This window comes from Niallia alba (genome assembly GCF_012933555.1).
Classification (GTDB): domain Bacteria; phylum Bacillota; class Bacilli; order Bacillales; family Cytobacillaceae; genus Niallia; species Niallia alba.
This window is the reverse complement of the sequence record NZ_JABBPK010000001.1, coordinates 4,142,106-4,155,000: the sequence shown is the minus strand read 5'-3', so window position 1 is coordinate 4,155,000 and position 12,895 is coordinate 4,142,106. Positions and strand designations below refer to the sequence as shown.

General features: G+C 35.8%; 10 protein-coding genes. 8 read left to right on the top strand and 2 right to left on the bottom strand.

Annotated features, from left to right (window positions below):
* Nucleotides 1-91 precede the first annotated feature (91 nt).
* Together bacA and HHU08_RS19880 are read left to right on the top strand one after the other, a co-directional pair.
* Nucleotides 92-892, top strand: coding sequence for an undecaprenyl-diphosphate phosphatase (gene bacA / locus HHU08_RS19885; RefSeq protein WP_016203446.1), 801 nt, complete (start codon nt 92-94; stop codon nt 890-892).
* A gap of 328 nt (nt 893-1,220) precedes the next feature.
* Nucleotides 1,221-2,039, top strand: coding sequence for a YitT family protein (locus HHU08_RS19880; protein ID WP_016203445.1), 819 nt, complete (start codon nt 1,221-1,223; stop codon nt 2,037-2,039).
* Nucleotides 2,040-2,371: 332 nt separating this feature from the next.
* Here HHU08_RS19880 and HHU08_RS19875 read toward each other — a convergent pair whose 3' ends face one another.
* On the bottom strand, nt 2,372-3,601 hold the full coding sequence (locus HHU08_RS19875) for an IS110 family RNA-guided transposase (RefSeq protein WP_100525939.1): 1,230 nt from the start codon (nt 3,599-3,601) through the stop codon (nt 2,372-2,374).
* Nucleotides 3,602-4,611: 1,010 nt separating this feature from the next.
* Here HHU08_RS19875 and ftsE point away from each other — a divergent pair.
* The 6 genes from ftsE (at nt 4,612) to HHU08_RS19845 (ending at nt 12,389) form a co-directional block, all read left to right on the top strand.
* Nucleotides 4,612-5,298 carry a cell division ATP-binding protein FtsE gene (ftsE, locus tag HHU08_RS19870; protein WP_016203444.1) on the top strand — a complete coding sequence of 229 codons (687 nt, stop codon included), beginning with the start codon at nt 4,612-4,614 and terminating at the stop codon, nt 5,296-5,298.
* Nucleotides 5,288-6,181 carry a permease-like cell division protein FtsX gene (gene ftsX / locus HHU08_RS19865; protein ID WP_016203443.1) on the top strand — a complete coding sequence of 298 codons (894 nt, stop codon included), beginning with the start codon at nt 5,288-5,290 and terminating at the stop codon, nt 6,179-6,181. Before ftsE ends, ftsX begins: the two co-directional genes overlap by 11 nt.
* Nucleotides 6,182-6,332: 151 nt before the next feature.
* Nucleotides 6,333-7,742 (top strand): murein hydrolase activator EnvC family protein, encoded by a 1,410-nt coding sequence (locus HHU08_RS19860; RefSeq protein ID WP_169189118.1) that lies wholly within the window; start codon nt 6,333-6,335, stop codon nt 7,740-7,742.
* Nucleotides 7,743-7,983: 241 nt separating this feature from the next.
* Nucleotides 7,984-8,322: an ArsR/SmtB family transcription factor gene (locus HHU08_RS19855; protein WP_101729321.1), complete on the top strand. Its 339-nt coding sequence runs from the start codon at nt 7,984-7,986 to the stop codon at nt 8,320-8,322.
* A 277-nt stretch (nt 8,323-8,599) separates the two neighbouring features.
* The gene (locus tag HHU08_RS19850; protein WP_169189117.1) at nt 8,600-10,783 is read left to right on the top strand and encodes a heavy metal translocating P-type ATPase; all 2,184 of its coding nucleotides are present in this window, start codon (nt 8,600-8,602) and stop codon (nt 10,781-10,783) included.
* Between the two features lie 184 nt (nt 10,784-10,967).
* Entirely contained in the window at nt 10,968-12,389 is a 1,422-nt protein-coding gene (locus HHU08_RS19845) for a S41 family peptidase (protein WP_169189116.1), read from the top strand.
* Between the two features lie 67 nt (nt 12,390-12,456).
* Here HHU08_RS19845 and HHU08_RS19840 read toward each other — a convergent pair whose 3' ends face one another.
* Nucleotides 12,457-12,819, bottom strand: coding sequence for a winged helix-turn-helix transcriptional regulator (locus HHU08_RS19840; protein WP_016203437.1), 363 nt, complete (start codon nt 12,817-12,819; stop codon nt 12,457-12,459).
* Nucleotides 12,820-12,895 lie beyond the last annotated feature (76 nt).

Genomic DNA, 12,895 nt, shown 5'->3' with positions numbered 1-12,895 from the left:
GCGTTAAAAAATATATTTAAATGGACATGCGTTAATTTTTGTTGAGTATTTTTCTGTAAAGCACGCCCATCTTTCTAAGAGGAGGAACTTCATGGAGATTATCATTGCTATTATATTAGGAATAGTAGAAGGATTAACTGAGTTTGCTCCAGTTTCATCAACTGGCCATCTCATTTTAGTTGCGCATTTATTAGAATTCACAGGGGAGAAAGCCAAAACGTTTGAAATTATTATCCAATTAGGAAGTATTCTTGCGGTAGTCTTTGTTTTTTGGAGACGAATTTTAAGTATTCTAGGAATAAAAAAGTGGCAGAAGGGGGAAGAGGTTGGGACATTAAGCATTTTTCATATTGCCATTGGAATTATTCCCTTTGGGATAGGAGGCGTCCTATTTTATGATTTTATTAAGGAAGTACTTTTTCGATCAGGAACGGTTGTAATTACGCTTATTATCGGGGGTTTATTGATGCTGGCAGCAGAGAAATGGAAACCGCACAAGCCTACAGCAGAAACCTTAGATCAAGTTACTTATCGACAAGCATTTGCAGTTGGAATGTTTCAGTGCTTTGCATTGGTACCTGGCTTTTCCCGTTCTGGGGCAACTTTATCTGGTGGTTTGCTCGCTGGAATGAGCCACAAAACAGCATCGGAATTTACTTTTATTATGGCAATTCCGATCATGGCAGCTGCGACTGGTAAGGATTTGTTCGAAAGCTGGAACTATTTAACTCCACAAGACCTTCCTCTTTTCCTGACTGGTTTTTTCACTGCTTTTATTGTTGCATTATTAGCTATTAAGTTTTTCTTGCAGCTAATCAACAAAATCAAGTTGGCTCCTTTTGCTTATTATCGATTCGGACTTGCCTTCCTCTTTTGGATTTTTATTTTATAGTCTTTAACAGACCTCGCAAACTACTTTTGCGGGGTCAAATCTTCTTATTTCATCGCTTTACCACGCTAATTTACCACCATTTACACTTCAAATAATAGATGATATACTCTCTGCTTGGGAAGAATCAGTTCATTGAATGATGAATAGAGGAATGAGAATCGATTCCTCTTTTTCGTTTGTTTTTTTTAAAATAAATTGCACTGATTATAAAAAGGATGTCATATTTTTGATTATGCTCTTTACAATTTTTACATAATAAAAAAGATTGTCGAATAAGAATGCTTTGAAAATGTGACAGAAATTGACAAGAAAATAGAGGTGTAAAAGAATGAAATTGCGCGAGTATGTTTATGTGCTAATAGGGTCGGCAATTGTCGCTTTATCATTTAATTTGTTTTTATTACCTAACAATATTGCCTCTGGCGGAGTAAGTGGTATTAGCACGATTACAAAGGCAATGTTTGCGTGGGAACCAGCCTATGTGCAATGGGCATTTAATATTCCATTATTTATTTTAGGCGTCCTTTTATTAGGAAAGAGCTTCGGAGTGAAGACGTTAGTGGGTACCGTATTTTTACCATTTGTTGTGTACCTTTCAAGAGGGTTAGAGCCATGGACAAATGAACCATTACTAGCTGCCCTTTATGGTGGAATAGGGATTGGACTTGGCATAGGAATTGTTTTTAGAGGGAAAGCATCTACTGGTGGAACAGACCTAGCTGCTCAGATCATCAATAAATTTACAGGTATTTCGTTAGGCAAATGTGTCGCATTAATTGATGGGATTATTGTTATTACTGCTTCTATCGTATTTAGTATTGAACAAGGTCTTTATGCATTAATTGCTTTATTTGTAACGAGTAAAACAATCGATCTTGTTCAAGTAGGATTTGGAAGTTCAAAAATGACTTTGATTATTACCGATAAACAAGAAGAAGTAAGGGAAGGTATTTTAAATAAGATTGACCGTGGTGTAACAAGATTAACTGCACACGGTGGCTATACTGATTCAGAAAGACCAATCTTAATGTGTGTCGTAGATCAGTCGCAATTTATAAAGCTAAAACAATTAGTGAAGTCTATCGATGAAACAGCATTTGTTGTTGTAACAGATGCCTCAGAGGTTCTTGGGAGAGGTTTTAAATAAGATTATCCCACTCTTAACGGACAGTAAGACTCCCCCTCAAGCATAGGAGAATACGAGGAAGATCAACTGTCCGTAAAGGTCCGATTGGTTCAACTAACCATCAGTGGGGATAAAGGAAAGCCCCCACTGATGGAAGTTTCACTTTATTAAGAATATCTTTTTTAGGGATGATTCATTGGGTTTAAAAGGAATCGGAACTAAAGAAGATATTCTTTTTATTAGGCTGTTTGTATGAAAACTCTTTAGGTAAAAGGCAACACTAAGCTGAACCTTCTAAATTTGAACTTTTTTAAAAGGCTAGGAATGATTAAATATAGTGCTTTTGTTATTCATTAAGCAATTTGTTCATTAGTGGGTTCAATACGATACCCTTTCCTTTTTAAGTATTGAATCATTTTTTGTTCTTTACTTTGTTCGAGATCAACATAATCAGGGCCTAGTTCCTGATATGGTTGCCTTGTTTTTAAAATATTGTAAGCAATTGTTAGGATTAAATGAGCGGAAGCGATCCGTGCTTTCGATTTTCCTTGTCGTTTCATAATTCTTTTTCTATGTGCAGATATGCGATTATACTGTCTATCTGTAGCCATGGAACATTCAACAGCGGTGGTTCTTAATGATTTGTTTCCGTACTGAGTTTTACCTGTTTTTTTTTTACCGGCACTCTCATAATTTCCTGGACTCACTCCAGCCCATGAGGCTAGATGTTTAGAACTTTTAAATACTGACATGTCTACACCCATTTCAGCTATAAAGATTGCGGATGCATTTTTATCCACACCCGGTATGGTATCTAGTAGTTCGCACTCCTCTTGATAAGGAATAAGCGCTTGGTCTATGCGTTCAACTACTTTTTCGATTGTTTCATCGATGTGATTGATATGGTCCCAATGGAAACGTAACATATCAATATGATGTTTACGTATTCCACCGTTAAGGGCTTCTGCAATATCTGTTGTGCTCGCCTTAACTCTTGAATCAACCATTTGTTGAAGTTCAAACACACCTATTTTTTCGCCGTTTATTAGGGCTTCAATAATGCGACAACCAGTGACACCAAAAATGTCAGATAAAACAGAAGTTAGTTTAATATTTGCATCCTGTAGAATTTTGTGGATTCGATTGCGCTCAGAAGTTCGTGTATGGATGAGTTTTTTACGATACCGGGTTAAATCTCGCAAATCACGAATTTCTTTGGGCGGTACAAAATTTTTTTCAATTAGTCCAGAACGCAAAAGTTTAGCTAACCACTCCGCATCTTTTACGTCTGTTTTCCTTCCGGGAACATTTTTAACATGTTGGGCATTGGCGAGGATTAATTGGAAGTCACATTCTATAACATTCCAAACGGGCTTCCAATATACACCGGTACTTTCCATTACAGCATCCGTTATTTTGTGTGAGGATAGCCAGTCGCTAAGTGCCAAAAGGCCACTTGTGGTTGTTGGAAAGGTTTGAATCTCTTTATTTGGTTTTTTATCTAATGAACCAAATAAAACACAAGCAACTACTGTTTCTTGGTGTACATCTAGGCCTGCACACCGTTCAATCATAGCTTCCATATAATCACCTCAAAGATTTTTAATACAATACAAGCGACAGAAGTCATCATACAAAATTTTTGTATTCGTGTTTATAAACACATTAGACGGTTCTTTTAAACTGTCACAACCAGTTTTTCTAACGGGGTATCAACTTGTATTGATCCACCAAACAGTCTTCGGACTGGTCGTATTGTACTATTAATTATGGTCAGGTGTTAAGTGGTTTAGACTTTCTATCATGGGATAGGAGCAAGTTTTCATGATAGACGGTGGCGGCGGGTAACGCCGCCATGAGAGTTTTTCTAAAGGATTGTTGTTTTTTCAATCGAAAAAAAATTAGTTGAAAAAATGGAGCAGCCGGAGGCAAAGCTGAGGAGGCTCAGCGCGAGCCCCACGGAAAGCGAAGTGTATTCCGGCTGCGGGTAATCGCAACAAACTTTACGAAAACAGCTTTTTATTATAAATTTGTCGAATTTTCTTTTTTTAGAATGTAGTATACAGGAAATGAATTTTGTGAATTTTTTGTGTCTTAACAAAAGACGGTTTTTAATATGTAAATAATGTCAATAAAAATTAATGGATTTAGGTATATAATACTATTTATCGAAAAAAATAACGAAAATAAAGGGGAAATAGATCGATTTGTAGTACTATATTAATAGAAATTGTTGGCATATGATGAAAACAATAGTACTTTATGTTATGTTTGAAAAGAAAATGTAATAATTTTTTACGTTAATTTGACGTATTATGATGATATAATAGCTTAAGTAAGCAAAGGGGCAGCCTGTGAATAATTACAGATTGTCACTTTAAGTCGGTTGAAAGTTGTCGAATTTTGGTTTTTGAATCATATGGAAAAGTAGAAGGAATAGGTTAGGAAAATTAAACTTATTGCCAGAGGATAAATTCATAAACCAAATCACTTCCATATAACTCTTCTGTGATTCGTTTATGTTTTCAAACTCATATGTAACTTCTTCACTTTTCAATAATCCATACAAAAAATAATTCAGGTGTGATAATAGATGATAGAAATGAAGAATGTAATGAAGAAGTATGCTAACGGTGTAATAGCCGCTAATGGGATAAATGTTAGGATCAATCAAGGTGAATTTGTTTATGTAGTAGGACCAAGTGGTGCAGGTAAGTCTACATTTATTAAAATGATGTATCGTGAAGAAAAGCCTACACAAGGAAGTATTCGAATTAACGGTATAAATTTAGAAAAATTAAAAGACAAGAAGGTTCCATTATTAAGAAGAAACATGGGAGTTGTCTTTCAGGATTTTAAGCTCCTTCCTACGTTAACTGTTTTTGAAAATGTTGCCTTTGCGTTAGAAGTTATTGAAGAAAACCCAAAATATATAAAGAAAAAAGTCATGGAGACTCTAGAACTGGTTGGATTAAAGCATAAGGCAAGGATGTTGCCAACAGAATTATCTGGAGGAGAGCAACAACGTATTTCCATTGCACGTTCCATTGTCAATTCCCCGAAATTAGTGATTGCAGATGAGCCTACCGGAAATCTGGATCCTGAAACATCATGGGAAATTATGAATATTTTTGAAACGATAAATAATAGAGGTACAACAATTATAATGGCAACCCATAATCGTGAAGTAGTTAACACGATAAAGCACCGTGTTATTGCTATTGAAGGCGGCAGAATTGTACGTGATGAAACGAGAGGTGAATACGGATATGAAGGCTAGGACAGTAGCTAGGCACACAAAAGAAAGTTTTAAAAGCCTTCTTCGTAACGGTTGGATGACATTTGCCTCTGTTAGTGCGGTAACCATCACATTAATCCTTGTTGGAGTATTCTTCGTTATAATGATGAATTTAAATCATGTAGCGACTTCTATTGAAGAAAATGTAGAGATAAGAGTGCATATTGATGTAGCAGCAACAGAGGAAGAGAGAAACACGCTAGAAGATCAAATAAAGGCTATTCCAGAAGTCGGTAGTGTTGTCTTTTCTCCTAAAGGGGAAGAATTGGACAACTTAATCAGTAGTCTAGGAGAAGATGGGGATGCCTTTAAACTCTTTGAACAGGATAATCCATTAAATGATGTCTTTGTTGTGAAAACGAAGGATCCAGAAGATACATTAACCGTAGTAGATAAAATTGAGAAGCTTGAACACGCTGCAAAAGTAAGGTATGGACAAGGTACTGTTGAAAAGCTATTTAGCGCAATTGATATGAGTAGAAATGTAGGGATTGTGCTGATCATCGGTTTACTATTTACAGCAATGTTCCTTATTTCCAATACGATTAAAATTACGATTGTTGCGAGAAGAAAAGAAATTGAAATTATGCGTTTAGTAGGAGCAACCAATTGGTTTATCCGCTGGCCATTTTTCCTAGAAGGTATGTGGCTTGGCATATTAGGATCAATTATTCCGATAGCTGCGGTTAGCGCAGTTTATTATTATGCGTATCAATTTTTAATAGCAAAATTAGCAGGAAGCTATATTCAAATTTTAGATTATACTCCGTTTGTATTCCAAGTGTCTGGATTACTTTTAGTAATGGGAGCAGTAATTGGAATTTGGGGTTCTGTAATGAGTATCCGCAAGTTTTTAAGAGTGTAAGTTGGTTGTCGATAAAAAAATTAGTCTAAGGGTCAATAGCTTGGAGAACGAGAACTATAGTGCTTCAAGCTATTCTATTTGAATAAAAAGAGAGAAAGCAACAAATTTACCAAGTTTACATATTGGTATACGGGGAAGGAGCTTGTACTAAATGAAAAAGAAAGTTGCAAAATTAACACTTGTGTCTGCGTTAACTATAAGTAGTGTTATCGCTTATACAGCATCAACTACATCACCGGTATATGCCCAAGGTTCGCTAAGTGAGTTGAATAAGGAAAAAAGCAATATTGAGAATAAGCAAAATGATGTGAAATCCAAACTAGATGATTCTTCTAATAAATTAAATGATATTCATTCAGAACAAGAATCAGTAGAAACAGAGATTAAGAAATTAAATACGTCTATCTCAAGCACACAAGTCAAAATTACCGAGAAAAAAGAGCAGATTTCTACTACAAAAGAAGAAGTGAAAAAATTAGAAAAGCAAATTGAAGAAGTAACAGCAAGGATTGAAAAAAGAAATGAATTACTGAAAGAGCGTGCGAGATCTTACCAGCAAACTGGAGGTATGGTTAATTACCTAGATGTGTTAATGGGTTCACAAAGCTTCAGTGATTTTATTGATAGAGTTGGTGCTGTAGCAACAATCGTAGAAGCGGATCAAACGATAATTAAAGAGCAAGAAGCGGATAAAAAGCTATTAGAGGACTCTAAAGCAGAGCTAAAGTCGAAATTAAGCTCACTAGAAACAATGCTTGCTGATCTTGAATCGCTAAGTTCTCAGTTGAATACAGAGAAAAAAGCAAAAGACAAATTAATGGCTCAATTGAAAGAAGAGGAAAATCACGTACATGCAGAAATGCTTTCTTTAGAGGAAGAAGAACAGCTACTTAAAGATCAACAGGTAGCTATGGAAAAGGCGATAAAATTAGAGAAAGAAAGACAAGCAGAATTAGCAAGAAAAGCGGCAGAAGCAGAAAGACAACGTAAAGAAGCAGAAGCAAAGGCTGCTGCGGAAAGAGCTGCTACACAAAAAGCTGCTGCACAAAAAGCATCAGCTACTAAATCTAGTTCGAATAAAACTACATCAATCAGCTCGTCTAGTGGAGGCAGCAGTTCTCCAAGTGTATCGAAGTCATCTACTTCTGTATCATCTGGTAACTTTACCCGTCCAGCAGGCGGCGGCTATTTATCTTCAGGGCTTGGACAACGTTGGGGTACTTTCCATGCAGGTGTTGATATTGCAGCGACTGGAGCTGTTCCGATTTATTCGGCGGCAGATGGTGTAGTTATAAGATCGTATAATTCAAGTAGTTATGGACAAGTTATCTTTATTAGTCATTACATTGATGGACAGCAATACACAACGGTTTATGCACATATGAGAGATGGCAGTCGTTTAGTAAATGCTGGAGATGTTGTTTCAAAAGGACAACGTATCGGTACAATGGGTAATACAGGTGATTCTACTGGACAGCATTTACATTTTGAATTGCATAAAGGACCTTGGAACCAAGCAAAATCAAATGCAATTAATCCAATTGGAATTGTTCCATTGTAATAGAATAGTATAGTACTAGTTTATCCGAAATAAGGAGAGTTAAACATGAAATGATAGGCATATGTTATTTCTCCTAAACCCGACTTTATGGCGTTCATTTTTCAATGAACGCCATTATTTCTTTTGGTGGAAAGATTGGATATCAGAAGGAAATAGAAGGAGTCATGTCGCTACAGAAAGTATAAATTTGTATGCTATAATAGATGGAAAGGTTTGTAATAATAAAGGGGTAAGATTATAGATGAGCGAATTTAATGATAAAAATGAATCAATGAATCCAATAAATAAGCATGAATTGGATGAAGAAACACTATTTATTGTTTCTCAAACGTTTAAAGCACTATCAGACCCTACAAGGATAAAAATCCTCCATTTATTGTCAAAAAAGCAGCATTCTGTTAATGAAATCGCAGAAAATCTGCATATGCTCCAATCGACTGTTTCTCATCAACTTCGTTTTTTAAAGAATTTGCGCTTAGTTAAATATAAGCGAGAAGGAACAACAATGATTTATTCCTGTGATGATGAGCATGTAATGGGTGTATTAAAACAAATGATTGATCATGCAAGACATCACTAAGTAACAAATACTTTCTAATATCTATATTGACTGTAGAAGCTTCTAGAAGGAAAGGGGATTCTACAGTCTTTTTGATGTTTTCAAGATGCCTTCCCTTCTTTTTTATACTCCACTGATGGAAGTTTCTTTATTATAAAAAATCAGAATATAGATTGACACTTTTATAAGATAATTCATATAATATAAATATGAGTATATGAATAATTGTTCATATATTAAAAAATAATATAAGTCAGTGTGTAATAGATAAAATTTTCAAAGGAAAGTAGGGATAGAGATGGGAGAAGAGAAGCAGCTATTGAAAAAAGAATTTACATTAGAAGGCTTAGATTGTGCTAATTGTGCAATGAAAATAGAAAATGGAATTTCCTCCATTAATGGAGTTAGTGAATGTAATGTGAACTTTGCTACACAAACGTTAAGTTTACAGTTAGATGAATCGGAACAAAACAATATTTTAGCAAAGGCTGAAAAAACAATTACGAGACTAGAACCACATGTGAAAATGGTGGAAAAGAGAAAAAGAACTACTTCTTCTGCCTCCCATAATCATGCACATGATCACAAGCATGACCACGATTCGCATGGACATTCGCATGATCACGGTGCGGAAAATACAAAGAAATTAATTGGAAGATTAATCGCTGGAACGATTGTTGCAGCGATTGGAATTATAGCTCCGTTTACTGGAATTATCGAATTTGCTCTATTCTTCTTGGCATATTTAATTGTTGGGGGAGACATTTTATTTAGAGCGATAAAAAACATTTTACGTGGGCAAGTATTTGATGAACATTTTCTAATGTCAATTGCAACATTAGGCGCATTTGCTATTCAGGAATATCCTGAAGGAGTAGCGGTTATGCTTTTCTATCAAATAGGTGAGCTATTCCAAGGGGTAGCCGTCAATCGTTCCAGAAAATCGATTACTAGCTTAATGGATATACGGCCAGACTATGCAAATGTAAAGGATGGAACAGAATTAAAGAAGATGCCACCAGAGCAAGTGAAAATTGGTGATATCATTATGGTAAAGCCAGGGGAAAAAATTCCGCTTGATGGACGGGTTATAGAAGGAAGCTCTTCTGTCGATACATCAGCGTTAACAGGCGAGTCCGTCCCTCGTGATATCGAGATTGGTAATGAGGTACTAAGTGGATTTATTAATAATCACGGAGTACTAACAATCGAAGTAACAAAGGATTTTGGAGAATCAACAGTCACGAAAATATTAGAGCTTGTACAAAATGCAAGTAATCGCAAAGCACCTACTGAAAATTTTATTACTAAATTTGCAAGATATTATACGCCGGTAGTAGTGATTACAGCTGCTTTATTAGCTATCGTGCCACCCCTATTAATAAGTGGTGCAACTTTCTCAGACTGGTTGTATCGTGCACTAGTCTTCCTTGTTATTTCTTGTCCTTGTGCTCTTGTTGTCTCTATACCGTTAGGATTCTTTGGCGGAATTGGTGCAGCATCAAAAAAGGGGATCTTAGTAAAAGGGAGCAATTATTTAGAAGCATTAAATGATGTTAAGTATATTGTTTTCGATAAAACTGGTACTTTAACAAAAGGAGTATTTGAAGTAAATTCAATCAAAGCCTCTCCTGGATTTTCAGAAGAAGAAGTTTTGGAATATGCAGCTTATGCAGAAGCGCATTCTAATCATCCGATTGCGGAATCCATTAGAAAAGCATATCATGCTCAAATAATCGAGGAACGTTTGGAAGAATATCAGGAACTATCTGGCCATGGAATTATTGTGAAGTTTGATGGGAAGAAAGTGCTAGCTGGTAATCAAAAATTGATGTTAAAAGAAAACATAGATTACTTACAAAACGAAGAAGTTGGTACGGTTATTTATGTGGCAGTAAATCAAGAATTTATTGGTTCCATTGTTATTTCTGATCAGGTAAAAGAAGATGCAGAAGAAGCTATTCAACGTTTAAAAGAGTTGGGGATAAAGAAAACGGTCATGTTAACCGGTGATGCTAAAAAGGTTGGCGATAAGATCGGCGCTTTATTAAAAATAGATGAAGTTCATGCGGAGCTGTTGCCACAGCATAAAGTCGAGGAAATAGAGAAACTAGATGCACAAAAGCAGGTGAAAGAAAAAATTTTATTTGTTGGGGATGGGATAAATGATACTCCTGTTTTAGCAAGAGCTGATGTAGGAATGGCAATGGGCGGTTTAGGTGCAGATGCAGCGATTGAGGCAGCAGATATTGTCATTATGACAGATGAACCTTCTAAAATAGCAACAGCGCTGTCTGTTGCAAAACGTACAAGACGAATTGTATGGCAAAATATTATATTCGCCTTAGGGGTCAAAGCGATCTTTTTATTACTTGGAGCCTTTGGCATTGCAACGATGTGGGAAGCAGTTTTCTCCGATGTAGGTGTTACGGTTCTTGCCGTTCTAAATGCAATGCGCGTGCTGAGGATAAAAGAGTTGTAAGGAATAATAAATTTACTGATCCACATGTATACATTCTTTTAGAAAAAGAAAAACGGTGTTAAAGCTATTTCGTCTTTGGCACCGTTTTTTTTTTGTATGAAATAGATTCATCATAAGTTGTCCGAACCCATCATATACATAAAAAAGGGATAAATACATCGTTGTAGAAGAAGGGACGGTTGAAATGAATCGAAAATGGTTGGCTATTTACATGGCAGGCTCCTTACTAGCGGGGTCAGGAATGACATATATGGGAATAACCGTTTTAGAAAAAAGACAAGGGGATCAAACGAATGATCAAACAAGTGAGACAACATCTCTTTATAAGTTAGATAAAGCCTATCAGATCATCCTGCAAAATTATGTAGAAAATGTAGACAAGCAGAAATTAGAGGATGGAGCAATCAAAGGGATGCTCGCTACCTTGGAGGATCCATATTCTGTTTATATGGATCAAGAGGCTGCAAAACAATTTGAACAGGCATTAGATTCTTCTTTTGAAGGAATTGGCGCAGAAATTAGTATAGAAGAAGATAAAATGATCATTGTTTCTCCAATTAAAGGTTCTCCAGCAGAAAAAGCGGGCATTAAACCACAAGATCAAATTATTTCCGTTAATGGAGAAAAGGTAGAAGGAAAAGACTTAAATGACGTAATTGGCCAAATTAGAGGGGAAAAAGGAACCAAGGTTGAACTAGAAATTAAACGAGCATCGGTAGATAAACCGCTAAAGGTAGACATTGTACGAGATGAAGTTCCCCAAATAACGGTTTATTCTGATATCAAAAAAGATGGTGGAGAAAAGATTGGCTATATAGAAATTACGTCTTTTTCTAAAGATACGGCAAGTGAATTTGAAAAAGCGTTAAGTACTTTAGAGAAAAATGAAATTTCTGGTCTTATCTTAGACGTCCGCGGTAATCCTGGTGGATTGCTTACTAGTGTGAACGCTATTGTGGAGCAATTTTTAACTGACCATAAACCTTATTTACAAGTAGAGAATAGAAATGGAGACCGCGAACCGTTTTATTCTGATTTAAATAAACAAAAGGACTATCCAGTTGTAGTGCTGATTGATAATGGTAGTGCGTCCGCTTCGGAAATTTTAGCTGCTGCCTTGAAAGAAGGGGCAGATTATCCGCTAATTGGGGAGAATTCCTTTGGAAAAGGAACAGTCCAACAACCAATTTTGATGGATGATGGCAGTGAAATCAAATTAACCGTTTCTAAATGGCTGACTCCTGATGGAAATTGGATCCATAAAAAAGGAATAAAACCAACCATTGAAGTAAAGCAAACAGATTTATATCACACTCATCCTTTGCAAATTGTAGACTCGCTAAAGTTAGAAGATAATGATGAACAAGTCAAATATGCACAAGAAATTTTGACAAGCCTAGGGTTCACGACAGATCGACAAGATGGCTATTATAGTCCGCAAACAGAAGTTGCTGTGCGAGCATTCCAAGATAAAAACACGCTCGAGGTAACTGGCATAATTGATTCAAAAACGGCTGCGAAGCTGGAAGAAGCGGTTAAAATAGCGAAGCAAAAAGACGAAAATGATATCCAATTACAAACGGCTATACGATATTTAGTACATTAAATTGTGAACGATAAAAATGAGAATCTCCTGCCCATTTTTCAAAAGCAGGAGATTTTTTTGTAAAACCTTATTTATTTAGCACACTATCTTCCAACACTAAATTTTTATCTCCATAAATTTTAGTTATATGAGTGTCTCCCCAAGCACAAAGGGCATTTAAAATAGGCTCTAAACTTTTTCCATAGTCACTTAATTCATATTCTACTTTTGGTGGTATTTGCTGATAGATAATACGGTTAATTACGCCATCTTCTTCTAATTCTCTTAATTGTTGTGTAAGCATTTTTTGTGTAATATTTGGCATTAATCGTTTTAACTCACTTGTTCTCTTTTTACCATGTGTTAAGTGGCATAAAATCACACATTTCCACTTCCCCCCAATTACTTCTAAAGTGGCTTCGACGGATATATTATATTTCTTATTTTCCATGATATCCTCCATTTTATAGGTACTTTTTTGTACCTATATAACTTTTAGGTTCCTACATTACAAAAAAGTACGTACT